General features: G+C 67.6%; 20 protein-coding genes and 4 pseudogenes. 12 read left to right on the forward strand and 12 right to left on the reverse strand.

Translation table 11 applies throughout. The annotated features are described in order from the left end of the window. Window positions 1-13: 13 nt before the first annotated feature. Together OG959_RS06450 and acnA are read right to left on the reverse strand one after the other, a co-directional pair. Entirely contained in the window at window positions 14-190 is a 177-nt protein-coding gene (locus tag OG959_RS06450) for a hypothetical protein (RefSeq protein ID WP_326657184.1), read from the reverse strand. Window positions 191-508: 318 nt separating this feature from the next. Further along, window positions 509-3,235 (reverse strand): aconitate hydratase AcnA, encoded by a 2,727-nt coding sequence (acnA, locus tag OG959_RS06455; protein ID WP_326657185.1) that lies wholly within the window; start codon window positions 3,233-3,235, stop codon window positions 509-511. Between the two features lie 460 nt (window positions 3,236-3,695). On the opposite strand from acnA, the gene OG959_RS06460 reads away from it, so the two are divergent. Together OG959_RS06460 and OG959_RS06465 are read left to right on the forward strand one after the other, a co-directional pair. Next, window positions 3,696-4,346, forward strand: coding sequence for a hypothetical protein (locus OG959_RS06460; RefSeq protein WP_326657186.1), 651 nt, complete (start codon window positions 3,696-3,698; stop codon window positions 4,344-4,346). 397 nt (window positions 4,347-4,743) lie between these two features. Beyond that, the gene (locus tag OG959_RS06465; RefSeq protein WP_326657187.1) at window positions 4,744-6,273 is read left to right on the forward strand and encodes a helix-turn-helix domain-containing protein; all 1,530 of its coding nucleotides are present in this window, start codon (window positions 4,744-4,746) and stop codon (window positions 6,271-6,273) included. Between the two features lie 544 nt (window positions 6,274-6,817). Here OG959_RS06465 and OG959_RS06470 read toward each other — a convergent pair. Continuing rightward, entirely contained in the window at window positions 6,818-7,123 is a 306-nt protein-coding gene (locus OG959_RS06470; RefSeq protein ID WP_326657188.1) for an NUDIX hydrolase, read from the reverse strand. A 163-nt stretch (window positions 7,124-7,286) separates the two neighbouring features. Here OG959_RS06470 and OG959_RS06475 point away from each other — a divergent pair. Both OG959_RS06475 and OG959_RS06480 read left to right on the forward strand, forming a co-directional pair. Then, window positions 7,287-8,524: pseudogene (locus OG959_RS06475) on the forward strand (IS701 family transposase). Window positions 8,525-8,972: 448 nt separating this feature from the next. After that, window positions 8,973-10,175 carry an IS110 family transposase gene (locus OG959_RS06480; protein ID WP_442805544.1) on the forward strand — a complete coding sequence of 401 codons (1,203 nt, stop codon included), beginning with the start codon at window positions 8,973-8,975 and terminating at the stop codon, window positions 10,173-10,175. An 848-nt stretch (window positions 10,176-11,023) separates the two neighbouring features. Here OG959_RS06480 and OG959_RS06485 read toward each other — a convergent pair. The 3 genes and pseudogenes from OG959_RS06485 to OG959_RS06495 all read right to left on the reverse strand — a co-directional run bounded on the left by OG959_RS06485 (window position 11,024) and on the right by OG959_RS06495 (window position 12,685). Further along, window positions 11,024-11,335: a helix-turn-helix domain-containing protein gene (locus OG959_RS06485; protein WP_326657189.1), complete on the reverse strand. Its 312-nt coding sequence runs from the start codon at window positions 11,333-11,335 to the stop codon at window positions 11,024-11,026. A 16-nt stretch (window positions 11,336-11,351) separates the two neighbouring features. Continuing rightward, a pseudogene (locus OG959_RS06490) lies at window positions 11,352-11,555 on the reverse strand (tyrosine-type recombinase/integrase); the annotation flags it as partial. Window positions 11,556-11,762: 207 nt separating this feature from the next. Further along, window positions 11,763-12,685: pseudogene (locus tag OG959_RS06495) on the reverse strand (TIGR03620 family F420-dependent LLM class oxidoreductase). A gap of 108 nt (window positions 12,686-12,793) precedes the next feature. Between OG959_RS06495 and OG959_RS06500 the strand changes: the two are divergent. Together OG959_RS06500 and OG959_RS06505 are read left to right on the forward strand one after the other, a co-directional pair. Continuing rightward, entirely contained in the window at window positions 12,794-13,387 is a 594-nt protein-coding gene (locus OG959_RS06500; RefSeq protein WP_326657191.1) for a TetR/AcrR family transcriptional regulator, read from the forward strand. A gap of 113 nt (window positions 13,388-13,500) precedes the next feature. Continuing rightward, complete coding sequence (locus tag OG959_RS06505; RefSeq protein ID WP_326657193.1) at window positions 13,501-13,854, forward strand: hypothetical protein; 354 nt, start codon at window positions 13,501-13,503, stop codon at window positions 13,852-13,854. Here OG959_RS06505 and OG959_RS06510 read toward each other — a convergent pair. Beyond that, entirely contained in the window at window positions 13,820-16,114 is a 2,295-nt protein-coding gene (locus OG959_RS06510; protein WP_326657195.1) for a site-specific integrase, read from the reverse strand. The genes OG959_RS06505 and OG959_RS06510 overlap by 35 nt on opposite strands. Beyond that, the gene (locus OG959_RS06515) at window positions 16,111-16,602 is read right to left on the reverse strand and encodes a hypothetical protein (RefSeq protein ID WP_326657197.1); all 492 of its coding nucleotides are present in this window, start codon (window positions 16,600-16,602) and stop codon (window positions 16,111-16,113) included. The genes OG959_RS06510 and OG959_RS06515 overlap by 4 nt, the downstream gene beginning before the upstream one ends. Before the next feature lie 176 nt (window positions 16,603-16,778). Here OG959_RS06515 and OG959_RS06520 point away from each other — a divergent pair, with 176 nt between their 5' ends. Continuing rightward, window positions 16,779-17,312, forward strand: coding sequence for a DinB family protein (locus OG959_RS06520; protein ID WP_326657198.1), 534 nt, complete (start codon window positions 16,779-16,781; stop codon window positions 17,310-17,312). Between the two features lie 133 nt (window positions 17,313-17,445). On the opposite strand, the gene OG959_RS06525 is transcribed toward OG959_RS06520, so the two are convergent. Together OG959_RS06525 and OG959_RS06530 are read right to left on the reverse strand one after the other, a co-directional pair. Continuing rightward, a complete protein-coding gene (locus tag OG959_RS06525) occupies window positions 17,446-18,486 on the reverse strand; it encodes a hypothetical protein (protein WP_326657200.1) in 1,041 nt (346 codons plus the stop codon). 89 nt (window positions 18,487-18,575) lie between these two features. Then, a complete protein-coding gene (locus OG959_RS06530; RefSeq protein WP_326657201.1) occupies window positions 18,576-19,109 on the reverse strand; it encodes a hypothetical protein in 534 nt (177 codons plus the stop codon). Between OG959_RS06530 and OG959_RS06535 the strand changes: the two are divergent. From OG959_RS06535 to OG959_RS06545, 3 genes and pseudogenes are all read left to right on the forward strand, one after another. After that, window positions 19,100-19,463 (forward strand): annotated as a pseudogene (locus OG959_RS06535) (transposase); the annotation flags it as partial. The gene OG959_RS06530 and the pseudogene OG959_RS06535 sit on opposite strands and share 10 nt — an antisense overlap. After that, window positions 19,447-20,097, forward strand: coding sequence for an HAD family hydrolase (locus OG959_RS06540; protein ID WP_326657202.1), 651 nt, complete (start codon window positions 19,447-19,449; stop codon window positions 20,095-20,097). The pseudogene OG959_RS06535 and the gene OG959_RS06540, both read left to right, overlap by 17 nt. A 301-nt stretch (window positions 20,098-20,398) precedes the next feature. Beyond that, a complete protein-coding gene (locus tag OG959_RS06545; RefSeq protein WP_442805730.1) occupies window positions 20,399-21,652 on the forward strand; it encodes an IS256 family transposase in 1,254 nt (417 codons plus the stop codon). Between the two features lie 189 nt (window positions 21,653-21,841). On the opposite strand, the gene OG959_RS06550 is transcribed toward OG959_RS06545, so the two are convergent. Beyond that, on the reverse strand, window positions 21,842-22,294 hold the full coding sequence (locus tag OG959_RS06550) for a methyltransferase domain-containing protein (protein WP_326657204.1): 453 nt from the start codon (window positions 22,292-22,294) through the stop codon (window positions 21,842-21,844). 75 nt (window positions 22,295-22,369) lie between these two features. Between OG959_RS06550 and OG959_RS06555 the strand changes: the two genes are divergently transcribed. Together OG959_RS06555 and OG959_RS06560 are read left to right on the forward strand one after the other, a co-directional pair. Then, window positions 22,370-22,732: a DUF2871 family protein gene (locus tag OG959_RS06555; RefSeq protein ID WP_326657205.1), complete on the forward strand. Its 363-nt coding sequence runs from the start codon at window positions 22,370-22,372 to the stop codon at window positions 22,730-22,732. 160 nt (window positions 22,733-22,892) lie between these two features. Continuing rightward, a complete protein-coding gene (locus tag OG959_RS06560) occupies window positions 22,893-23,483 on the forward strand; it encodes a DUF1707 SHOCT-like domain-containing protein (protein WP_326657206.1) in 591 nt (196 codons plus the stop codon). 339 nt (window positions 23,484-23,822) lie between these two features. On the opposite strand, the gene OG959_RS38630 is transcribed toward OG959_RS06560, so the two are convergent. Beyond that, window positions 23,823-24,563: a group II intron maturase-specific domain-containing protein gene (locus OG959_RS38630; protein ID WP_442805545.1), complete on the reverse strand. Its 741-nt coding sequence runs from the start codon at window positions 24,561-24,563 to the stop codon at window positions 23,823-23,825. Window positions 24,564-24,776: the final 213 nt, after the last annotated feature.

Here is a 24,776-nt window from a genome sequence, read left to right on the forward strand (position 1 = left end):
CAGCAGCCAGTCATCAGTTCTCTTCGAGTCCGAGCACACCTTCAAGGTATGGCGGTACGGTGTCGGGCATTCCCAGTTGCTGCTTCGCGCTGCCGGTGACGACGATACGGATTTTCACGGAATTGACCTCCTCTTCGAAGGTGTCGATTTCATGCAGCTTGCCACCAGGTACGAAGGCCTTGAGGTTCATTCGGTTGGCGTTCGCGAATCCCAGAAGATCTATCGGGCATCCGGACTGGATCCAAAATGGCGGCGACATCGCCTTATCGTCGCTCTCAGGTCAGCGAGCGTCGAGGGATATGTCCAGTGCCAGCGAGTAACCGCGGTGCGTGGTATCGACGACGCATTCTCCCCGGAAGATCTGCCACAACGACGAGACGTCATGTGGAGCATGCGTTGCCCGCGCTAGGGAACTCATCCATCCAGACCCCCCGGACCAACTGACATACGAGAGGGCCGCACCCCCGTCGCCGGGGGTGCGGCCCTCTCGCCGTACTGCCGCTGATGCCTACTTGCGGATCAGGCTGCGGAGCACGTACTGCAGGATGCCGCCGTTGCGGTAGTAGTCCGCCTCACCGGGGGTGTCGATGCGGACGACGCCGTCGAACTCCACACCGGTGTCGGTGGTGACCTTGACGGTGCGCGGGGTGGTGCCGTCGTTCAGCTCGGTCACGCCGGTGAAGGAGAAGGCCTCCTCGCCGGTGAGGCCCAGGGTCTCGGCGGTGTGGCCCTCCGGGAACTGGAGCGGGAGGACGCCCATGCCGATGAGGTTCGAGCGGTGGATGCGCTCGTAGGACTCGGCGATGACGGCCTTGACGCCCAGGAGCGCGGTGCCCTTGGCCGCCCAGTCGCGGGACGAGCCGGAGCCGTACTCCTTGCCCGCCAGGATGACGAGCGGGGTGCCGGCGGCCTGGTAGTTCTGCGAGGCGTCGTAGATGAACGACACGGGGGCATCGCCCGCAGACGCGGCCTGGGTGAAGTCGCGGGTGAAGCCGCCCTCGGTGCCCGGCGCGATCTGGTTGCGCAGGCGGATGTTGGCGAACGTGCCGCGGATCATGACCTCGTGGTTACCACGGCGCGAGCCGTAGGAGTTGAAGTCACGGCGCTCGATGCCGTGCTCCGTGAGGTACTTGCCGGCCGGGGTGTCGGCCTTGATCGCACCGGCCGGGGAGATGTGGTCGGTGGTGACCGAGTCGCCCAGCTTGGCGAGGACGCGGGCGCCCGTGATGTCGGAGACCGGGGTGGTCTCCATCGTCATGCCCTCGAAGTAAGGGGGCTTACGGACGTAGGTGGACTCGGCGTCCCACTCGAAGGTGTTGCCGGTGGGGATCGAGAGCGCCTGCCACTGGGCGTCGCCCGCGAAGACGTCCTGGTAGGACTTGTTGAACATGTCCTCGCCGATGGAGTTGGCGACGACGTCGTTCACCTCGGCCTCGGACGGCCAGATGTCGGCGAGGAAGACGGGCTTGCCGTCCTGGTCGACGCCGAGGGCGTCCTTGGTGATGTCGACCTTCATCGAACCGGCGATGGCGTACGCGACGACCAGCGGCGGCGACGCCAGGTAGTTCATCTTGACGTCGGGGTTGATCCGGCCCTCGAAGTTACGGTTGCCGGAGAGCACCGAGGTCACGGCCAGGTCGTGGTCGTTGACCGCCTTGGAGACCTCTTCCGGCAGCGGGCCGGAGTTGCCGATGCAGGTGGTGCAGCCGTAGCCGACGAGGTTGAAGCCGACCTTGTCGAGGTACGGGGTCAGACCCGCCTTGTCGAAGTAGTCGGTGACGACCTTCGAGCCCGGGGCGAGGGTGGTCTTGACCCACGGCTTGCGGGTCAGGCCCTTCTCGACGGCCTTCTTCGCCACGAGCGCCGCGGCGACCATGACGTACGGGTTCGAGGTGTTGGTGCAGGAGGTGATCGCGGCGACGGTGACGGCGCCGTGGTCCAGCTCGTACGTGGTGCCGTCGGGGGCGGTCACGGTGACCGGGTTCGACGGGACGCCGTTGGTCGCGGCCGGCGAGTCGGAGGCCGGGAAGGACTCCTTGCCCGCCTCCTCGTCGTCCGAGACGTAGTTGCGCACGTCCTGGGCGAACTGCGCCTTGGCGTTCGCGAGGATGATGCGGTCCTGCGGGCGCTTCGGGCCGGCGATGGAGGGAACGACCGTGGAGAGGTCGAGCTCCAGCTTCTCGGAGAAGTCGGGCTCGGCGGCCGGGTCGAGCCAGAGACCCTGCTCCTTGGCGTACGCCTCGACGAGCGCGACCTGCTGTGCGTCGCGGCCGGTCAGACGCAGGTACTTCAGCGTCTCGTCGTCGATCGGGAAGATCGCGGCGGTGGAGCCGAACTCCGGCGACATGTTGCCGATGGTGGCGCGGTTCGCGAGGGAGGTGGCGGCGACGCCCTCACCGTAGAACTCGACGAACTTGCCGACGACGCCATGCTTGCGGAGCATCTCGGTGATGGTCAGCACGAGGTCGGTGGCGGTGGTGCCGGCCGGGAGCTCGCCGGTCAGCTTGAAGCCGACGACGCGCGGGATGAGCATGGAGACCGGCTGGCCGAGCATCGCGGCCTCGGCCTCGATGCCGCCGACGCCCCAGCCCAGCACACCGAGGCCGTTGACCATGGTGGTGTGCGAGTCGGTGCCGACGAGGGTATCGGGGTACGCCTGGCCGCCCCGGACCATGACCGTACGGGCCAGGTGCTCGATGTTCACCTGGTGGACGATGCCGGTGCCCGGGGGGACGACCTTGAACTCGTCGAAGGCGGTCTGGCCCCAGCGCAGGAACTGGTAGCGCTCCTTGTTACGGCCGTACTCCAGCTCGACGTTCTGCGCGAACGCGTCGTTCGTGCCGAACTTGTCGGCGATCACGGAGTGGTCGATGACGAGCTCGGCCGGGGCGAGGGGGTTGATCTTCGTCGCGTCACCGCCGAGCTCCTTGACGGCCTCACGCATGGTGGCGAGGTCCACGACACAGGGCACACCGGTGAAGTCCTGCATGATCACGCGGGCCGGCGTGAACTGGATCTCCTGGCTGGGCTGGGCCTGGGAGTCCCAGCCGCCGAGCGCCCGGATGTGGTCGGCGGTGATGTTCGCGCCGTCCTCCGTGCGGAGCAGGTTCTCCAGCAGCACCTTCAGGCTGTAAGGGAGGCGCGCGGAGCCCTCGACCTTGTCCAGCTTGAAGATCTCGTACGACTCGTCGCCCACGCGCAGCGTGCTGCGGGCGTCGAAGCTGTTCGCCGACACGACAGTCTCCTTCATCAATGTGCGCGTAACTCCGCGCCGCGCCTCACTTCGGCGGGCGCCGCGTGGTGCCGCCTTCGGCGAGCCGGACATCCGCTAAGGTAAGGCTTAGTTAGGTAACCCTTACCGAACGGTGGCCCGCTGTGCGCCTTCGGCATATATCTCGATGTCGAGATAACTCTAGTACATCACCGTGGACGGGTCATGTCCGGCCACCCCTGTCCGCTGTCATTGAATACAGGCGTTCGACAGCGGACCCAGTCGTTCCGGCTTCCTTGCCAGTGAACTCAGCCGCACGGACGAGTCGTCCCGCGGTGACCCGTCATCCCCGAGGCGGAGCGTCCGGATTCGCGCTCGCCCGCCCGGCGAAGGCTGTTCGGTCCGTGGAGCGATCCCGACCGGCCTCGCCTGCTGCGAGTCTCGAAGCGCACGGGCCGATCCGCCCCGTGGACTAGGAGCGCAGATGTTCCAGGCCAGGCCGACCACGACCAGCGACGAAGCAGCAAACACGCCACGCCGCGAGGGCCGCCCGCCTCGGACGTGGCGTGCGCTGCACGAGCCCGCCGCAGGGGTGCCGCGCTGGGCCCGGCGAGCCGCCTACGCGGTGCCGCTGGTGGTGCTCCCGTCCGGGATCTGGCGCCTGGGCGTGCTGCTCACCGCGGACAAGCGTGGCGGATCGATCGCGGACCGAACGATGAACGGCTACGTCGTCTTCCTCACCCTCATCTCCGAGATCCCTGCCTTCACGGCCGTCGGACTGGTCGCCCGCTGGGGCGAGGTGTTCCCGCGCTGGATGCCGGGATTCGGCGGGCGGCGGGTACCGCCGGCCGCCGCGGTCGTCCCGGCCGCGATCGGGGCGACGATCCTGACCCTGGTCTTCACGGTCATCGCGATCATCACCACGGCCACCCAGTCCAAGATCAACGGCGATCCACTGCCGGCCGACTTCCCGAGCAAGGCCGGCGGCTGGGAGACCGTCTACTTCTACGCCTCCTACGCCCCTCTGGTGCTGTGGGGCCCCATGCTCGGCATCCTGACGTACGCGTACTGGCGACGCCGCAGGTCGGCGACGGCCGGGCCGCCGATGCCGTCGGCAGCCGGCAGCGCGTACTAGGCGACCACCCCAACGTCCCGGTGCCGACGGACGAGGGCGCCGTCACGTGATCCCCTGCCCATCAAGCCAGGCGCCGCAGGTCAGCGCGCGGCGGACGACTGGTTCCGTTGCCCAAGGACAACAGGCCGGCCCCTGTCACCCGATCGGGCCCTCCGGTGGCGCACCCGGCCGTACGGGAGCAACGCACCCATGCGCCCGGTCCGGACATCCGCCACCCGCCCCCACCCGCCGGCTGCGCCGATGGGTGCGCAACACGCGCCGAACGGCGCCACCGGCCGGAACATGAGCAACGGCCCCACCGCCACGGCACGTACGGTCGCACCCCTCCCACACTCCCGTCACCCGAACGCCACACCCCACCAAGATCTTCATCTCATATCTGAGATAACCTTCCGGCATGTCAGATGACTACCTCGTACGTATCGGCAAGCTCATCCGTGACGCCCGTCAGCACCGGGGCTGGACACAGAGTCAGCTCGCCGAGGCGCTCGCCACCAGCCAGAGCGCCGTGAACCGCATCGAGCGCGGCAATCAAAACATCAGCCTTGAGATGATCGCCCGCATCGGTGAAGCACTCGACAGTGAAATCGTGTCTCTCGGCTACGCCGGCCCCATGCACCTGCGGGTGGTCGGCGGGCGCCGGCTCTCCGGGTCCATCGACGTCAAGACCAGCAAGAACGCGTGTGTGGCGCTGCTCTGCGCCTCGCTGCTCAACAAGGGCCGTACGGTGCTGCGCCGGGTGGCGAGGATCGAGGAGGTCTACCGCCTCCTGGAGGTGCTGAACTCCATCGGGGTGCGCGCACGCTGGATCAACGACGGCACGGACCTGGAGATCATCCCGCCGGCCCGGCTCGACATGGACGCCATCGACGCGGACGCGGCCCGCCGGACCCGGTCGATCATCATGTTCCTCGGCCCCCTGCTGCACCGCATGGACCGGTTCAAGCTGCCGTACGCGGGCGGCTGCGACCTCGGCACCCGCACCATCGAGCCGCACATGATCGCGCTGCGTCGCTTCGGCCTGGAGATCGCCGCGACCGAGGGCATCTACCACGCGCAGGTCGACCACTCCGTCGCCCCGGGCCGCCCCATCGTGCTGACCGAGCGCGGCGACACCGTGACCGAGAACGCGCTGCTGGCCGCCGCCCGGCACGACGGCACCACCGTCATCCGCAACGCGTCCTCCAACTACATGGTCCAGGACCTCTGCTTCTTCCTGGAGGCGCTGGGCGTACGGGTGGACGGTGTCGGCACGACGACGCTGACCGTGCACGGCGTGCCGAACATCGACGTGGACGTCGACTACTCCCCCTCCGAGGACCCGGTCGAGGCGATGAGCCTGCTCGCCGCCGCCGTCGTCACGGAGTCGGAACTGACGATCCGCCGGGTGCCGATCGAGTTCCTGGAGATCGAGCTCGCGGTCCTGGAGGAGATGGGCGTCGACTGCGCCCGCACCGCGGAGTACGCCGCTGACAACGGGCGCACCCGCCTGGTCGACCTGACGGTCCGGCCCTCCAAACTGGAGGCGCCCATCGACAAGATCCACCCGATGCCGTTCCCGGGCCTCAACATCGACAACGTGCCGTTCTTCGCGGCCATCGCGGCCTCGGCCCACGGCCAGACCCTGATCCACGACTGGGTCTACGACAACCGCGCGATCTACCTCACCGACCTCAACCGCCTCGGTGGCCGGCTCCAGCTCCTCGACCCGCACCGGGTCCTGGTCGAGGGCCCGACCCGGTGGCGCGCGGCGGAGATGATGTGCCCGCCGGCCCTGCGCCCGGCCGTGGTGGTGCTGCTCGCGATGATGGCGGCCGAGGGAACCTCCGTACTGCGCAACGTGTATGTGATCAACCGCGGTTACGAGGAGCTGGCGGAGCGGCTGAACTCGGTGGGGGCGCAGATCGAGATCTTCCGGGACATCTGAGGGGCGGGGTGTTGTGCCCCTTGAGCCCACGGGGCACAACACCGCAACGTGCCATCTGACCTGCTAATACTTACTTTCAGGGCCCTTCACTGATCACTGTTGCTTTTCAGCACCTTGTGCAACGCACGTGCAAGATGATCTTGATTGCATGACGGTGCGTCAGAAACACCTGATGGGTCATCACTCTTTACGCACAGTTGTCGCCGTAGCGACCTCGCGGCGCCCGATGCCGGTCGCGTCAAAACGACCACGTCTGATCGACGAGGGGCCCCGCCACCTGCCCGACGTCCCCACCCTTAATACTCCAGCTGTAGATCGTGATCTTCGTGTGGTGGCCATCGTCTGGCGTCACCAGCGGGCGACCAGCGTCTCGTCTCTACCTCGGTTGCGGTACAGCCAGGTGGTCCCGGGCGCGACATCCCCGGTCAGATAGCCGACGATGGGCTCCCGCTGTGTTGCGCTGTCCAGCTCGCCGAGCAGCTTCAGGGCGTCGGGCAGGGGGAAGAAGGCGGCCTGTTTGATGTCGTCGTCCTGTGGCGCGATGTCACCCGACCACTCGTCGATCTCGAAGGCAGCGGCCAGTGCCGAAGGGTAGGGCTCGGAGTCGATGCATGAGGAATGCGGTCCGCACCGGGTCGCCTACCAGCAGGCCGGTCTCCTCCCGTAGCTCGCGCCGGAGGGCTTCGTGCATGAGCTCGCCGTCCTCGACCCCGCCACCGGGCAGCGACCAGAGGATCTCGCCGGCGGCGCCGAGACTCTCTCGCACGAGCAGGATCTCGTCGCCTTGGCGGATGATGCCAATGACCAACTGCACCCGGGGTTTTTGGGCCTTCGAATCCTCTGCCGTCATGCCGCAGACCGTACGTGATGGCCAGTGCGCGGATAGCCAGGGCCGGTGCGGTGACGGGTGCGGCCCCCGTTGATCATCGTGAGTTGTGTGGACTGACGAAGAGACAGTGGCCGCAGGTCACAGCATAGATCCAGGCCGTTGGCGGGAGGTGTTCGAGGTGGCCATGGGCCGCATCGCAGGCCGGTTTGCCCGGGTCGAGCCCCGGCTGCGGGCTGGGCGGTTGGTACTGGGGCTGCTGTCAGACCTGCCGCGCAAGAACTGCTGGACGATCGCGGAGTGGGCCGGGGAGAGACCCCGCATGGCATGCAGCACCTGCTATGCCGGGCCGCCTGGGACGCCGATGCCGTGCGGGACGACGTGCGCGAGTACGTCGTCGAACATGTCCACGACGAGGCGGCAGTGCTGGTCGTGGACGAGACCGGCGATGTGAAGAAGGGCACCCGCACCGTCGGGGTTCAGCGCCAGTACACCGGAACCGCCGGACGGATCGAGAACTCCCAGGTCGCCGTCTACCTCGTCTATGCGGGCGCCCGCGGGCACGCGGCGGTGGACCGGGAGTTGTACGTCCCGCGTTCGTGGACCTCGGACCCGGACCGATGCCGGGCGGCCGGGCTCGTCGAGGACACCGTCTTCGCCACCAAGCCGGAGCTGGCCCGCACGATGATCGAACGGTTCCTGGACGCCGGGCACCGCATCGACTGGGTGACCGGCGACGAGGTCTACGGCGGCAACCCGAAACTGAGGTCCGCCCTGGAAAAACGCGGCCTGGGCTATGTCCTCGCAGTGGCCTGCTCGGCCGAAGTGACCACCGGTGCGGGCACGTTCCGCGCCGACGCGCTGGCCAGGAAGCTCCCGAAGCGGGCCTGGCAGAAACTGTCCGCCGGACGCGGCGCGAAGGGGCACCGCTACTACGACTGGGCCGTCATCGACCTCACCGACCCGGCGCCCGGCCACCGTCAGCTGTTGATCCGGCGCAACCGCACCACCGGAGAACTCGCCTACTACCGCTGCCATTCCACCGGGCCGGTCCCGTTGCACACCCTGGTCAGGACGGCCGGATCCAGGTGGCGGGTGGAGGAGACCTTCCAGATCGAGAAGGGCCTGGCCGGACTCGATGAACACCAGGTCCGCCGTTACCCGTCCTGGAGCCGCTGGGTCACCCTCGCCATGCTCGCTCATGCCTTCCTCGCAGTCGTCCGCGCAGACGAACACACACATCGCGCCGGACCGGACGACCTGGCCCCGCTGACCTGCAACGAGATCCAGCACCTGTTCCTCGCCGTCACCGTCCGGCCGCTGAACGACCTCGCCCACCGGCTCGGCTGGTCCGACTGGCGACGACGCCACCAGGCACGATCACAGATCAGCCATTACCGCCGACAAGCCGCAGCCCAGACATGAAGATCACGATCTACAGCTGGAGTATTAAGCGGGGCGGCCCTTGCCAAGGGTGGCGCCAGATATAGGGGGTGTTCACCGAGATGCCCATTTACTTAGCGGGGTCCTGAACGGTCAGGAAAGCAGACTCAACCGCAGACTTGGACCGGTTTCGCATCGCGTAGCCCCCGAGGTAGGCACTGCCAGAGCAACAGTCGTTTGTCCTACCCCCCCGTTACCTTTTTCGTGGCTCCGCAATGGGGCCTCCGGCCTTCGGGTCCGGCATGACTTCCCCCCCCTTGTTGTTCATGATCCGGGGGGTGGTGTCACCGGGCCCGGAGGCATCGACGGACCGCTGATGAGGGGCTTGAGCACCGGCTTCACCCGAGCCGGAAGAGCTCTCCGTAACGTGGATGTGGCAGCTCGGTGCCGAGGCAAGGCCGGACGAAAGCGTGAGCGGAGGGGCCTGCACGTGATCGACACCGGCGACATCGACGTCTTCCTCGGCCTGGACGTCGGCAAGGGCGAACACCACGCCACCGCCGTCACCCCGGCCGGGAAGAAGGCGTTCGACAAGCGGTTACCCAACACCGAACCCAAGCTCCGCGAGCTGTTCGCCAAGTTGCAGGCCAAGCACGGAACGGTGCTGGTCGTGGTCGACCAGCCGGCCTCGATCGGGGCCCTGCCGCTGGCCGTGGCCCGGGACATGGGCTGCCCCGTGGCCTACCTTCCGGGGCTGACGATGCGGCGGATCGCCGATCTCTACCCGGGCGAGGCGAAGACGGATGCGAAGGACGCGTTCATCATCGCGGACGCGGCCCGGGCGATGCCTCACACGCTGCGGGCGATCGACGGTGAGGACGAGACGATCGCCGAGCTGGAGATGGTCGTCGGGTTCGACGACGACCTGGCCGGCGAGGCCACTCGGGTCGCGAACCGGCTCCACGGCCTGCTGACCCAGATCCATCCGTCGCTGGAACGGGTGCTGGGGCCGCGGTTGCAGCACCCGGCCGTCCTCGCGCTGCTGGAGCGGTTCGGTTCACCGGCCCAGATCCGCAAGGCCGGCCGACGCCGCCTGGTCACCCTCCTGCGGCCGAAGGCCCCGAGGATGGCCGAGCGTCTGGTCGAGGACATCATCGCCGCGTTGGACGAGCAGACCGTGACGGTTCCGGGGACCGAGGCAGCCGCGCTGATCGTCCCGAGCCTGGCCGGGTCCCTGACCGCCGTGCTTGACCAGCGGAGACTGCTGGCCGGGCAGATCGAGGAACTCCTGGAGGACCACGCTCTTTCGAAGGTCCTGAGGTCGATGCCGGGAGTCGGCGTCAGGACCGGAGCACGGATCCTGATCGAGGTCGGCGACGGCAGCACCTTCCCGACCGCCGGCCACCTCGCCGCCTACGCCGGTCTCGCCCCTGCCACCCGGAGTTCGGGCTCCTCGATCCGCGGTGAACACCCCTCCCGGAGAGGAAACAAGCAGCTCAAACGGGCCTTCTTCCTCTCCGCGTTCGCTGCACTCGGCGACCCGGCATCGCGGGCCTACTACGACAAGAAGATCGCCCAAGGAAAGCACCACACCCAGGCCCTGCTCTGCCTCGCCAGACGGCGGGCCGACGTGCTATTTGCGATGCTCCGCGACGGAACCTTCTACGATCCTCGGCCTGCCACACCGGCGTGAGAACCGCTAGAGAGGCGCATCGCAGTCAAACTCGAACGTCTCCCTGGCGGCATCAGCGGGGAACTCAGGGTGGTCGTGCCAGATTCCAGCGAGGGCGACCAAAAGGTTCCATGCGGCGGCTGCCACATCAGTCGTTGCCCCGTTCGCGGGCGGAGCGGTCCGATGAAAGCGCACTGCAAAGATCTGCTTGTCCGCGGCCAGACGAAGGGCTGTCGCCGTGCGGCGGGCTTCACCTTGAAGCGAAGCCGAGTCAGGGATGCGGTCCCGCACGAAACGGACCAGCCGGTTGACTTGGTCCTCAGTGATCCGCTCCACCCGTTCCCCCCCCCACAGTTAACAAGCCCATTCGCCTCGCGCGGCGCCAACTATTGCACCCGTCACGGTCCACTGACGCCCCAAAGCCTCTGCGGACGCCTCAATGCCTTGACCAAAGGCATAGGCCCCCCCGCGCAGCAAAACCGTGCGGATCTCCGTCGGCGAGCGGAATTAGAATCCGAGGGCTCAGCGGTTTAGCGCGACTGCCCCGTCGCGAGGAGCGATGTCAGGGCCGGATGCAATTCCAACTCATCTGGCTCCGTAGCTACAGCGACTAAGCGTCCTTCTCATCGGTGGGGCTGTAGTGATTGATATTCACGGTTTGAGCGGTTCCGACCGAGGCGGCTCGGTGGTTCGCGGTCTGATGGATGGGCGCGGTTTCCTACTTAAGGGCGGCGAATCGGGCCTGCTTGGGCAGCTCAGCGACCACGGCGGCCGCCACCTCCGGTGCCAGTCTCCGGGGCAGCCTGCCAGGGTCTTCCCGGTCAGGGCCTTGTGGGTCGCGGCAGCAGCGGGCCCATCCGCCTGGCGGCTCACAGCCCTTCCGGGCGCCGGAGCTGGGTGCGTCGCGCCGGCGGTGCTGCGGCTCCGATCTCCCCGGTGGCGGTCGGCTTGGCGACCTGTTGGCGGACCTCGACGACTTCGATTAGGTCGTTCGGTGTGCAGGTCAGGATGTCGCAGAGGGCTGCCAGCGTGTCCATCGACAAGCGCTGGGGTGGCTGTGTCACGAGTCGGTAGACCTGTTCCCGAGACAGGTGGATGCCCCTCTCCGCCAGCAACGGCACGAGCTCGGTGGTCTGGAACAGGTCCTGCGCGGCCATCAGTTTCCGCAGGTTCCAGCGCACTCCCTGGTCTTGGTCATCAGGAGTTTCCCTTCGTTGTGCGCGAACGTCGTGCGCTTGGCCGGACTGCCTGGCGCTGCAAGTGGGCCTCCAGCAGGCGGTTTCGATACTCGTCCGAGACCCAGGTGTAGAGCGCGGTCGTGGATCCGTGCCGGTGTCCGACCTGGTCCTGCACGAACCGCTCGGGGTAGCCGAACTCGATCAGATGCGTCACGTAACTGTGGCTTGTGTCTGCAGAGATCGTGTGCGGGTGATCTCGTGTAGCGATTGAGCAGTGGGATCGCCGCGGCCGGTCTCGCGATGCAGACCATCGGGTGTGTTGCATTCTGTGGCTCCACCCGTGGTGCAGCTCACACTCCTGTGGGTGTGTCCGCGTACAAGCTCATGCGCAGGCCGAAGTACGAGATCACGTGCAGAGGCGGGGCGTCACTCATGCTGTGTGGTGGGGCAGGAGAGCAGCGGCGAGTTCCCGCCACTCGCGCTCGGGCAGAGAGGCGGTGTCGGCGGTGAGTACTTGCAGGCAGACGTGGTCAGCTCTGCGTCGAGGTGCTCCTGGACGCGTCGGCGGATTGCTTCTACTTCCCCATAGGCAACAATGGCATCCACCAATCGACGGCTCGGTCCGCCGACGATGTCCTCGTCGTTGAACCCGAGTCGTCGAACGTTCGCTTCCTGATGCGGTGCTGAGAGGTAGCCGGCGACGTGGGCCGTGGCCACCTGGCGGGCGTGGCTCAGGTCGGTGTCGAGCACCACTGCCTGTTCCACAGCGAGGAAGGCGTTCGGTCCCATGATCTGGCGTGCCCGTTCGGTGTGCTCGGTGGACACGAAGTAGGGGTGCGCGCCCCAGGTGTGTTCGGCGGCCAGCTGAAGCATCTTCGGACCGAGTGCGGCCAGTACGCGGCGCGGAGCCGGATCCGCTACGGGGCCGTGGGCGGGTACCGCATCCATGGCCTGCAGGTAGGCGCGCATGGTGGTCACCGCTCTGCCGCGGGCCGGTACGGGGTAGCCGTCCAGTTCGTGGACGGTGTCGTCGACGCGATGTCCGCCCAGGCCGAGTACGTAGCGTCCGGGGAACGCCTCGCCCAGCGCACGTGTCGCGGTAGCGGTGGCGATCGGGTCCCGGAACGCGATGTTGGCGATGCCGGAGGCGACAACGATGCGCTGTGTCGCCGACAGCAACAGCCACGCCTGGCCCACTGTGTCGCGGCCGAACGCCTCCCCGTACCAGATGGCCCCATAGCCCAACTCCTCGATCTCCGCGGCCGATTCCCGTACCCGCCCGGCAGGCTGCCCCTCGTAGGCGAAAGTCCAGATCCCGACTCGCCCCAGCTTGATCCGCCCGCTGTCCGTCATCCGCACTCCTCAGGCCACGCATTCCGGAGAGGTTCTCCGCTTGGCGGACGCTACTATACGGAGAGGTACTCCGCTTAACTACCCAGAACTCGACCGAAGGGCGGGACGATGACGACCACACACGGGCACGTCCCCGCGCGACGACCGCGGCGTACCGATGCTCGACTCAACCGGGAACGTCTCATCGCCACGGCGCAGGAAGTATTCGCTGAAGCCGGACCAGAGGCGTCCCTCAACGAGGTCGCCCGCCGAGCCGGCGTCGGCCCGGGGACCTTGTACCGTCACTTCCCGAACCGCTCCGCCCTGCTGACCGCGGTCCTCAGGGACCGGATCGAGACGCTGTGCGAGCTGGCCGAGACGCTGTCCTCCTCGGAATCCGCCGACGAGGCGCTGACGCAATGGCTGCGCGCGTTCCTCGTCCATGCCAGGGTCAACCAAGGGCTTGGGGGCGCGTTGATGATTGAAGAGCCGGTCGCGCTGGGGCTCGACTGTCATCGGCTGATCCTGGACTCGGCAGCCGATCTTCTTGCCCAGGCCCAGCGGCGGGGAACGGCGCGCGCCGACCTGACCGCCGACGACCTGGTCCAACTTGTCGTCGGGATTGCGCTGTCCACAGCCCGCGGCCACGACGCGGAACAGCCCGACCGGCTGCTCACTCTGGTGCTTGATGCCATGTACGGGGCACCACTTCAGAACGGGTGATCGCAGCGATGTCCACTGCATGTCAGCTTGTACCTGACTGCGTACATAAGCTCGTACACCGACAGGGTGACTCAACTGCAGCTTCCGATCACCGTGGTTCGAGGTGAAGGAAGGTGACTGACCCGTGCTGTTCCGGCGGCGGCTTCGCGGAGCCGGACGATCTCCTCATGTTGGGCTGCCAGCTGGGCGAGGGCCTGGCCGCGGAAATCCGTGAGGTCCTCGATTTTCTGCTCCGACCGGTCGAGTCGTTCCTTGAGTTTGTTGTTTTCTGCCTTGAGCCGGGAGATCTGGGCCTCGCGCGGGTCGGGGATCTCGCCGGCATCCTGCATCGCCTGGAGTCGTCGTTCGAACTCGACGCGGAGGTGAGCGTAGGGGCGGGTGCCGTAGAACGCGGTGCGGTCGACGGCGGCCTCGCTGGCGAGGGTCTTGATGTCACATTTTCCGCCGGGCGGGATCTCGCCGCGTAGAAGCCGGTCGATGACGGCTCGGACGCGGTTCTCGTTCTCGGTCCGCTGTGCTGCAGAGATTCTCATGCGGACCGTCCGTGGTGCTGGCGGCATCGATCTCGGCGACGACGCGGAGAGCTCGGTCGTAGTCGGCCTGGAGACGGGTGCGTTCGGTCTTGCGGGTGGTGCCGAGCTGGCCGATGAAGATCTTTGTTCTGTCGGCGTGCTCGGCCCAGACGGGGCGGTGACCGGGGTGGTGGGTGGCCTGCGGGCAGCGGGCGGAGTCACACATCCCGATCAGCGGGCGGTCCGCGGTGGGGGTGCCCGCGAGTTTGAGGCAGAGCGCCCGGGACGGGTCGGTGAACCAGCAGTAGTTCGCCGGTCCGAGGTGCAGGACGTTGGCGCGTTTGGTCAGGAGGTTGAGGACGTCGCGGTCGTTGCGCTGGGTTTTCGGGGCAGTGGCCGAGGCGGCATCGAGTTGGGCGTCGATGCCGGCGAAGAACTCGGTGAGGCTGCGGGCGCCGGGACCGGCGGGCAGAACGCCTTCCTGGTAGTTTCGGAACTCCTCCAGTACCAGCTGGAGATTGCGCTCGCTCTCGTGCTTATTGACCTCGGCCAACAGCTCGGCTTGGGCGCCTCCAGGGCGCGAGGCGTAGCCCTCCGTTGTGGCCACGGCGATATGTTTCATGTGGATCTTGGTGGCCAGGACGCCGCCGGGTCGGTAGGCCATTTCCAGGGACAACGTGCGCCGCAGCATCCGCAGGTTGACTGCACCCTCGGGGATTGGTGCCAGGCCAAGTCGTTGGCCGGCCTCGGAGTTGGCCCAGTTCTTGAACCACTTGAAGCGGACGTTGAAGGAGAACCTGCCGATCAGCAGGGCTCCTTCTGCCGGAGCGTCGTACAGTTGCTCGAGGAGTTCGATCGCGCGATAGACCGGCTCGATGACGACCCACTCGTCGGCGGTGCCGCCCAGCGGCTGCCCTTTGACGATCTTGCTTGCGATCCTGTAGCGGGTCAGGCCCGGGACCGACACTTCGGACGGTCGTCGGCAGCCGATGCGCAATTCCATCAGCTCACTCGCGCGCATGCCTGAGATGGCGGCAGCGGTGATGATCGCGGCGGTGCGGACGATGCCGACCAGGGCGACGGCCTGGGGCCGGGACAGTGGCAGGGTCCAGGGCAGTGACGCTGTTCCGTCGGCTGCGGGGACCGGGCCGGCATCACGGCCGAACGGTCTCTCGACGCCGACCTGCGCGAGGGCGTCTTCCAGCGCAGGCCGCATGGTGGGCAGCCACGGGTGGCAGAACTGGCTCAGCCCGGCCCGGCGGGCGAGGGTGCCCATGGCCACCGGGAGAAGCGGATCGCCCTCGGCCCAGCCCTGGGCGAGGCGTTTCGAGATGTAGTGGTCGTCCAGCATGGGCAGGGCTGTGCACGTTCGCATGTACTCGGCGAGGATTTCGCTGAGCTCCCGGACCGGGACGCGGTTCTTGGGGCCGACGCGCCGGATTTCTTGGGCTCGCCGTGCCGAGTGAAGGTCTGATTCGCGGACCTTGTGTGCCAGGTCGACGGCGTGCGGGCCCAGTGTGGACATCAGGTAGAGAGCGGCCGCGAGCATCGGCTGCATGATCTCGTCCGCGACCGGCTGGGTCTTGTTCTCGTCTCGGCCGCTGGGCATCTCGGCGACGGCGGAGGCGGTGGCGCCGCCCCAGGGCTGCAGCTCGGCGGGGACGCGGTCGGCGGTGAACAGGTCGCGGTAGTTCACCAGGTCGACGACGACCTGGGCGGCCGACCGCCTGGTTCCGTGGCTCTGTTCCCCGACGACGACCCCGTCCTCGTCGAGAACGTAGCGGCGGTGAGCCAGGTATGCCTCGCAGTCCCGGGTGGTGATCTGCTGCAGGCTGCCGGTCGCCCGCCCGCTCAACCAGTTGAAGAAGCGGACGAGTTCATCGAGACGGGCACGGCAACTGGTGACGTGGAGCGGGTTACGGAAGGCCCGGGGCAAGGGTGCGACCGACTGGTGGCGGGGTGCGAGCATCGCCAGGAGGAGTTCCTTGGCCACCAGCCGCCAACGCGATTCCGTGATCAGGGTGAAATCGAAGCGCCTCACCGAGGGGCTCAGCTGAGTCGGCAAGCCGATGACGTGGGTGAAGTCCCAGATGTCGTCCTCGAACGCGGGGCGAGCGGCGTTGTCCGGCAGGGCCAGCCCGGCTTCATCGCAGATATCGGCGCCCGCAAAGACGGCAGAGCGTCCGTCGAAGGCGGGAGCGAGAGCGGCGCTCATGCGGTCATCTCCTCGGGTCGCAGGGGAAGTTCGTCGTCCCGGTCGGTGACGTGGGCGGCGGCCGCGGTGACCACGGCCGGATCGAAGCGGTCCAGGACCTGCTGGATGCGGGCGGCGTAGGGGCCGAAGACCGCCATGAAGTGCGCGGCGGGCATCTGCTGCCACTGCCGGGAGAAGAACGCCTTCAGCCGCAGCAGGCTGACCGCATGCCGTGGTGCGAATACCGCCAGGGGACTCAACAGGCAGACCCAGGGGCGGGCCGGACAGGGCTTGCCCTTGGGGCCGTGCAGTCCGGACAGCTGATCGCCGCAGGCAGCGGTGAATACATCCCGCTGTCCGCCGACGAGTTCGGCGATCACCTCGTCGTCCAGCGCAAGGTCCGCCACCAGCTGCGGATAACCCTCGGCCAGGACGGCGGCCTCGTCCTCGGTGATCACCGTCGGCGGATGCGACCGGCGCAGCAGGTCATGCTGGGCGTCTTCGATCACGGCCTCGACCGCACGTTGCTGGGCGGGGGTCGCGGCCGACAGATAGTGGTCGCCCTCGACGGCGGGGGTGTGGTTCGGGTCGATGGTGGCCCGGCCGCCGCCCTTGTCCGGTACTCGTTCATCGGCGGGGCAAAGCAGATGCGATGCCGACTCCGCGCCCGCGCTAGGTTCGTGGGATGCAACTGCCTCCGGAACAGGGCCCCACACTCCTCGATGGCCCGCCCGCCGACGTCTCCGACGCGCATGAACTGCTCCTCGGCTACCTGGAGTGGTATCGCGAGGCCCTGATGCGAAAGCTCGACGGACTCTCCGACGACCAACTGCGCACGCCCGTCGCACCGCTCGGCTGGTCGCCGCTCGGCCTGGTGCAGCATCTCGGCTGGGTCGAACGCCGATGGGTGCGCTGGGGGTTCGGCGCCCAGGACGTCGTCGCATATCCACCCGGCGGAGATGCCGAGGAGTGGGTGGTCGCCGCCAGCGCCTCTACCGCCCAGCTGATCGCCGGCTACCAAGCGGAGGTGGCCGTAGCGAACTCCCTTACCGTGCGTGCCCTGTTGACCGAAAAGGCACGCCTCGGGGGACGCTTCAAGACGCCCGATCAAGCCCCCTCGCTCGGGCGGATCCTCTTCCACCTACTTCAGGAGTACGCCCGCCACGTCGGTCACCTCGACGTCGCGCGCGAGCTCATCGACGGCCAGACCGGCGAGTGAGCTACTTGTGGCACTGAGGCTTTGCGGGACAACCCTAGGTGGACGATGAAGGATTGAGGCAGGGTTGGCGGCCCTGAAGTGTGTCAGTTGATCTTGAAATGTCCGGTCGTCGGTGCGGCGGGCGGGAGTCGTTCTAGTCGGCTGCTCGGCGCATCTTCGCGAGCTGTTCCTTCATCAGGTCGTCGGTGCGCTCGCTGTGCCAGACGGTGCCCTCCCACTTCACGCGCTGGTCTTCGCGCTCGCGGAGAAGAACGGGCTTGAGATGACCGTGGAAGAGGAGGTAGCGACCTTGGTTGCGGCGGCTGCGGCTGAACCACTTCGCGCTCCTCTCGTGCCGGGCGAGGCGGTTGGCCGCGAGGCCGGGGAGGGTGCCGCGGACGCGGCCGGGCGTGTAGGTGATCAGGGGCCAGCTCGGCGGGCGCCAGGAGTCGGCGAGGGCCCAGTGCGCGACGGCATCGCCGCTGCGGTCGGCCGGCTTGTAGGGGTGGGTGATGCGACGGGCGACCTCCGCGAAGAACCGGTTCTGCTCCGCCTCGGCGCCGCCGGCCAGGCGCCGCCAGGAGGCCGAGGCGATCAGCGGCGCGAGAGAGACGGCCTCGGGATAGACCGCGGCGAACAGGCGGGAGGTGCTGAAGTCGACGTAGTCCTGCTTCTCCGGGTCGAAGGGGATCAGGGTGTCCAGGCGGTCGTCCCAGGCGTCCCAGGTGCCGAAGGCAACCGGGCGCCCGTCCGGAGACCAGATGTGCGCGCAGAGCATGAGGCCGGTCAGCACCGCGTCGTAGGTGGCGGCCCAGCCGTAGCGCCGCAGCAGGAGCAGGTGGCGCCGCTGTGCGTCGACGATGTTCGGGAGTCGGGTGAGGTCGACGGCGGGGTGGTCGATGTCGGGCGGGCCGATCCAGGTGTGGTGCCGCAGGCAGACGTAGGTGTGGTGGGGCAGGAGCCGGACGACCCGGCCGCCGGGGTGGCGGGCGTCGCAGAGGTGGCAGCCAGTCTGCGGCTGGTGGCGAAACATCTCCCAGTTCGGCGGCGGGTCGCGGAGTTCCGGCATAGCCCCGGCCAGGGCGTGGACGCTGCGGCCGGTCAGTGCGGCGAGCCGTTCGGGGACGACGACGCGGCGGCTGGCCCCGGGGTGGGCGGGGCGGGTGATTTGTGACCACAGACCGTCGATGTCCACTCCGTGGAGGGTGGCCAGGCGGCTGATGTAGGACGGGGGGATCTCGTGCCGGGCGGGAGGAACGGGGTCGGGCAGCGTGCGCAGGAGCGTCAGGCCGCGCGCCTTCGCCGCCCGGTCGCCTTGACCGGGGCGGTGAGTTGTTCGGACTGCTCGGCGGCGAAGTCGATGGGAACGAGTTCGAGCAGTTCCTCGGTGACGGCCTCGCTGCCGTCCTCGATGGCCAGCACGGCGGCGCCGCGGATGAGCTGGGACAGGCTGCCGATCATTCCGCCGGTACGGTGGAAGAGGTAGTCGCTCATCGCCGTGAGCGTGCCCGGGGCGTGTTCGTGGAGGCGGAGCATCGTCTCCAGGGTGCTGACCAGACCTCGCCAGGCGTCCTTGTCGGCGTTGGTGGCGTGGGAGAACGGGGCGGCGGGGATGACTACGAAGCGCCCGGCGATCTGCCGGCCCCGGGTGCCGGCGAACAGGCCCTGGCTCTCGACGTCGATGCCCGCGTAGGCGAAGGTCGCGGGCAGGCGCTCGGCGAAGTACTTCAACTGGTCGGAGGCTTCCGCCCCGGCCCGGGAGCCGAGGTTCAGGTTGTGCAGCTCGTCCACCAGGACCAGGTCGACGTGTCGCCGCATTCGAGAAGACCTACGGCCGCGAAGTGCCCCAAGGCCGTCAAGAAGATCACCCACGACGTGGACGAGGTGCTGGCGTTCTACGACTTCCCGGCCGAGCCCTGGGTTCACCTGGGCACCACGAATCCCATCGAATCGGCCTTCGCGACAGTGAGGCTGCGGACCAAGGTCACCAAGGCGCCGGCGCCGCGGCCGCCACGCTTGCCCTGGCTCTTCACGCTCGTCGAATCCGCCCAGGCGCGCTGGAGAACGGTCAACGCACCTCACCTCGTTGCCCTCGTCCGCACCGGAGCCCGCTTCGAACGCGGACGACTCGCGGGCAAGCACCTATGCTGCCGAGATGATCAAACCGATTGAACTCGTCATATTCGATTGCGACGGCGTGCTGGTCGACAGTGAACGCATCGCCGTCCGCGTCCAGGTCTCCCTCGGAAATGAGCTGGGCTGGCCCCTCACCGAAGACGAGGTCGTCGACCGCTTCATCGGGCGCTCGCACGCCTCCATCCGCGAGCAGGTCGCTGCCCGGCTCGGCGAGCAAATTGCCGCAACCTGGTCGGAGCGGTTCGAACAACTCCACCGCGAGGCCGTGGACACCGATCTCGCCCCCGTCGAGGGACTGCCCGAGGCACTCGACGCGGTCACCCTGCCGACCTGCGTGGCCTCCAGCGGCTCCCACGACAAGATGCGCCACACCCTCGGTCGCACGGGACTCTACGAACGCTTCGCGGGCCGCATCTACAGCGCCACCGAAGTCGCCCACGGCAAGCCCGCTCCGGACCTGTTCCTGCATGCCGCCCGGCAGATGGGGGTTCATCCCGCCGCCTGCGTGGTGGTCGAGGACAGCCAGCCCGGCGTCCGCGCCGCCCGCGCAGCCGGCATGCGCGCCTTCGGATACGCCGGCGGGCTCACCCCGGCCGAACAGCTCGAAGGCCCTGGAACCACGGTCTTCCACGACATGCGCAAACTGCCCACACTCATCACCGAGCAATAACCCGTCCTCCTGACTCTTCCGCCGGACCATCCACAGGAGTTGACCATTGCTCCACCGAGCCGACTGTGTTTCGTCACCTGGGTCGGCCCATTTCGTCGGCAACCCCAGGTTGCGTGCCTCCCAGAATCCTATGTGTCACACCTCAGTGGAAGTCTGCGGCACAACGAAGCTTCGGAAGGGCAGGGCGATGCGACAGGGGTCACCCGTCAAGCGCCACTGCTCGAGGGTGGCTGGCGCCGGGCCTGTACCGTGAACGGTGTAACTCCCAAGTAGAAAGCGGCAGTTGATGACTGACGTGACGATGGGCGCCGGGACGGACGAGGCCGGTGTGGATGATGCTCTGGTGGCTCAGGTGGTGGCCCGGACTCAGGCCGGCGGGTTGCAGCTGACCGGTGAGGGCGGGCTGCTGCAGCAGCTGACGAAGCGGGTGCTGGAGTCGGCTCTCGAAGGGGAGCTGACCGATCATCTGGGTCATGAGCACGGTGAGCGGGCCGAGGGCGGCCGGGAGAACTACCGCAACGGCCACCGGGCCAAGACTGTGATCACCGAGGCTGGACCGGTGGAGATCACCGTTCCCCGTGACCGGGCCGGCACGTTCGAGCCGGCGCTGGTCAAGAAGCGGCAGCGGCGTCTGGGCGGCATCGACGAGATGGTCCTGTCGCTGTCCGCGAAGGGCCTGACCCATGGGGAGATCTCCGCGCACCTGGCCGAGGTGTACGGGGCCGAGGTCTCCAAATCCACGATCTCCACGATCACCGACAGTGTGATCGTGGGGATGACGGAATGGCAGAACCGTCCGCTGGATGCCGTGTACCCGGTCGTCTTCATCGACTGTGTCCACGTGAAGGTGCGGGACGGGCAGGTTGCCAACCGGCCGGTGTATATGGCGCTGGCCGTGACGGCCGAGGGCACTCGCGACATCCTCGGGCTGTGGGTGGGCGACGGAGGCGAGGGGGCCAAGTATTGGCTGCAGGTCCTCACCGAGATCAAAAATAGGGGCGTGCAGGACGTCCTGATGCTCGTCTGCGACGGGCTGACCGGTCTGCCCGATGCGGTGAATACCGTCTGGCCTGCGACGATCGTGCAGACCTGTGTGGTTCACCTTCTGCGCAGGAGTTTCCGCTATGCGGGCCCGCAGGACTGGGAGAAGCTCGCCAAGGCTCTGCGTCCGGTCTACACCGCGCCGACCGAGGAGGCCGCGACGGCGCGGTTCGGCGAGTTCCAGAATGCCTGGGGTGCGAAGTACCCTGCGATCGTGCGGCTGTGGGAGCACGCCTGGGCAGAGTTCGTGCCCTTCCTCCAGTTCGACGTCGAGATCCGCAAGATCGTGTGCACGACCAACGCGATCGAGTCCGTCAACGCCCGCATCCGCAAGTCCGTCCGCACCCGCGGACACTTCCGCACGGAACAGGCCGCCCTCAAGTGTGTCTACCTCGCGGTCATGAGCCTGGACCCGACCGGCACCGGCGCGAAACGCTGGACCAGGCGATGGAAGCCGGCACTCCAGGCCTTCGACATCGCCTTCGAAGGCCGACTCACCGCAGCACAGCAGTAACAACCAACCCCTGAGTTACACCACTCGCTGTACAGACCCCCCATGAGCCGTCACGATGCAGCATCCACGTCATGCGGCTGCCGTCATCTCCAGTTCCGGTGCGGTGCTCGATGCCGGGTGCAGTCAGGGAGAGCATCGACCAGACATCCCATGCCGGCATCACGTCAAGGACTGGGAACGGGGAGGTGGTCACCTGTCCGGCGTTTTGTGCTGCGATGGCGAAGAAGTCGCTGAGGGCGGCCGGGCAGTCGTCGCTCGCGCGGGCGGCCATGAACGAGGCCCGGTCCCATTCGCGACTCGTCCGGTCGCGCCACCGTCGTGGTTCTTGTCCGCGGTGATGATCAATCCTGTGCCCGCGATGGTGGTGACCAGGCGCCCCTCGGGCTCCAGAGCGGTCAGCCACTGACGGGGGATACGGGGCACGGAGACCATGGACACGATCCGGTCGAACGTGCCGGGCAGCTCTTTGGTGGCGTCGGTGGTGACGACGGTGGAGTGCCAGCCGAGCCGGTCGAGGCGTTCAGCAGCGGCCTGTGTCAGGTGCAGGTCGACGTTTAGCGTCGTCACCCGGTCGTCGCCGAGCCGATGGCAGGCAAGGGCGGCGCTGTAGCCGGAGCCGGTGGCCAGGTCCAGCAGTCGCATGCCGGGGGTGAGCCGGCCTGCCGCAGCATCGTCACGACCAGGCTCGGCAGTGTGGAGGACGAGGTGGGGTGACCGGTGGTGACCTGGCCGGCATCGGCTTGGTCGGCGTTCACCAAAGCCCAGGACTTCACCGGCGAGACGCAGCTCGCACTGATACACACGCACCTGCTGACGCTGGGCATGCTGGGCTTCTTGATCATCCTGGCCCTCGACAAGCAGGTCCGGCTGTCGGGGACGCGGCTGTTCACCACCGTCGCCATGATGGGCCTGCACGGCTGCCTGACAGTCCTGAACGAGCACGTGCCCGACACAGTGCCCGCTCTCGCCGGCGCCGGACACATCCTTCTCACCGTCGGACTCATCCTGCTGTTCGTGACCCTGGGAAAGCGACTGAAGGAACCGGACCGCACCGAGTTCCCGACCGGTACGCCGTCGTGAGCCAAGAGCCGGGGCTTCCCTGGCCCTCATCGCCGGCCACCCCACCGCCCGGCCTGCCGGCCCCTGACGCCCCGTATCCAGCAGGGCGACCGCAACTACGCAACCATCAATATGTAGAGATGGAGAGCCTGGCGGGCGTGCCCCTGCGAGAATTGTTTGTATGACTGATCAAGTTGGGCGATCCGACGACCTGCTCCGTGTCTCCGACGACGAACGCGACCGGGCAGCGGAGCAGGTTCGTGACGCCTTCGCCACAGGCCGCCTGACATCCGTCGAACTTGACCACCGGATCGGCGAAATCTTTCAGGCCACGTCTCGCGCCGAGTTGGAGCCCGCGATTCGTGACCTCCCTTCGCCCGGCCGCAGGGGAGCGCACCTGCCGGACCATCGTCCCACCTCGCGCTTCGCAACGGGAGCCTTCGGGGGGTTCGTCCGGGCCGGCGAGTGGACCGTACCTCCCCGGTTCACCTCATGGTCGATGTTCGGCGGCGGACGGCTGGACCTGAGGAATGCCCGCTTCGTCAGCCGCGAGACGACGATCACCGCTGTGGCGCTGTGGGGCGCAACCCGGATCACGGTGCCCGACGACGTCGAGGTCCACGTCAGAGGCGTGGGACTGTTCGGCCTGTTCGGAAAGCGTGCAGCCTGCCAGGCCGAGCACGGCGCCCCGGTGATCACCATTCGGGGCCTCGCCCTCTTCGGCGTCATCGTCACCAGGAGCGGACCGGCAGGGAACAACATGCAGCGATGACAGGTGCCCAGGTCACGGCGGCGTGACGCGCGGCCACCGCCTCCCCTGACACCCCTGCTGCTGTCGACCAGGTCTCCAACCAGGGCGGTTCAAAGGCCGGGTGATCACGGATGTGTGCTGGTCACGGCTGCGTGATGCTGCGGCGGGGGCCGACACCTACGCAACGAAGCTCCGATTGGCGGTTGACCTCGACAAGTCGCCCTGAACTAAAGGACCTTCGATGTGCCGCCAGTCTGCCACCATGCGCCTGATCAAGTCGCCCTCGCGCCCGCATCGCGCCATCCCACCTGCCAGGCCGGCTGTCCCCTTGCCCGACCCGCGTGATCGGCGGGGCAGGCGTCACTCCCTGGCAAGCGTGCTGATCGCCTGCTCCGCCGCGGTGGCTGGCCCGCACGTTCGCAGCGATCGGCCAGTGGGCGCAGCGCCCCGCAGTCCACCCGGCCGACTCGGCGCCCGCACCGTCTCGATCTTCGGATGCGCCTGCCGCCGAGCGCGGCCACCATCCGCCAGGTCATCGGCCGGGTCTGCCCCGGCGGCCTCGCCGACCTGCTGGGGTCCGATCCGGCGCACGCCCAGACCCTCGCGGTGGATGGCAAGAGCGCCCGCGGCTCGCGCCACGACGACACCCCGGCCGCCCACCCTGCTGGCCGCCGTCAACGGCGCCGGCCAGGTCGTCACCCAATTGCGAGTGCCGGGCAAGAGCCGAGTAGCCGGAGGGAAGATCACCCCCGGCTCTCGCGGAACCGTGCGTAAAGACCTCCCCTTACACGGCTCTTGCCATCCGGATCCCAACCCGAGGACGCTGCGGTGGTCAACTTCCAGTGCGCGAACATGCGGGGGGGGGTAAGGCTGGGCGATTTCCCACATCTTGCGAAGGGCCCTGTGCGGCGCCGCGAGCCGCCTGTACTTCTTGCGGATCCAGCGCACCAAGTAGGCGTTGACGCGTTGCAGGAGGGGGATCAAGGCCGCTGGGTAGAAGCGCCTGTCATAGTTGATCCAGTCCGCCACGATCGGATTGATTCGTCGGGCGAGCTCCACGAAGGAGAGATCGGATCGGCGGTGGAGACGCCGACTGCGCACTTCCCTACCTATCCCCTTCAAGGCGTACTTGCTGATCGCAGGCTCGAAGGACAGAAACCTCCGGCCCCATTTGTCCTGCGACTTGCGCGCGTGGAACGTGTATCCGAGAAAGGTGAACTGCCTGTGCTCATGAGGCAGGGCCCCGGCAAAGTCGTGCTGTAGTCCTGTGACGTGGGGCTTTGTGGGTGGAAGAGGTGCGCGGGCGTGGTCCGG

Source organism: Streptomyces sp. NBC_00385 (genome assembly GCF_035917155.1).
In the GTDB taxonomy this organism is placed as follows: domain Bacteria; phylum Actinomycetota; class Actinomycetes; order Streptomycetales; family Streptomycetaceae; genus Streptomyces; species Streptomyces poriferorum.

Excerpts from the sequence above, each read along its gene's own strand:
- OG959_RS06465 (WP_326657187.1), top strand. The coding sequence starts at position 4,744 with ATGTCAGATGACTACCTCGTACGTATCGGCAAGCTCATCCGTGACGCC.
- OG959_RS06450 (WP_326657184.1), bottom strand. The coding sequence starts at position 190 with ATGAACCTCAAGGCCTTCGTACCTGGTGGCAAGCTGCATGAAATCGAC.
- OG959_RS06520 (WP_326657198.1), top strand. The coding sequence starts at position 16,779 with ATGCAACTGCCTCCGGAACAGGGCCCCACACTCCTCGATGGCCCGCCC.
- OG959_RS06540 (WP_326657202.1), top strand. The coding sequence starts at position 19,447 with ATGATCAAACCGATTGAACTCGTCATATTCGATTGCGACGGCGTGCTG.
- OG959_RS06460 (WP_326657186.1), top strand. The coding sequence starts at position 3,696 with ATGTTCCAGGCCAGGCCGACCACGACCAGCGACGAAGCAGCAAACACG.
- OG959_RS06545 (WP_442805730.1), top strand. The coding sequence starts at position 20,399 with ATGGGCGCCGGGACGGACGAGGCCGGTGTGGATGATGCTCTGGTGGCT.
- OG959_RS06470 (WP_326657188.1), bottom strand. The coding sequence starts at position 7,123 with ATGACGGCAGAGGATTCGAAGGCCCAAAAACCCCGGGTGCAGTTGGTC.
- OG959_RS06500 (WP_326657191.1), top strand. The coding sequence starts at position 12,794 with ATGACGACCACACACGGGCACGTCCCCGCGCGACGACCGCGGCGTACC.
- OG959_RS06550 (WP_326657204.1), bottom strand. The coding sequence starts at position 22,294 with ATGCGACTGCTGGACCTGGCCACCGGCTCCGGCTACAGCGCCGCCCTT.
- OG959_RS06510 (WP_326657195.1), bottom strand. The coding sequence starts at position 16,114 with ATGAGCGCCGCTCTCGCTCCCGCCTTCGACGGACGCTCTGCCGTCTTT.
- OG959_RS06530 (WP_326657201.1), bottom strand. The coding sequence starts at position 19,109 with ATGCGGCGACACGTCGACCTGGTCCTGGTGGACGAGCTGCACAACCTG.
- OG959_RS06560 (WP_326657206.1), top strand. The coding sequence starts at position 22,893 with ATGACTGATCAAGTTGGGCGATCCGACGACCTGCTCCGTGTCTCCGAC.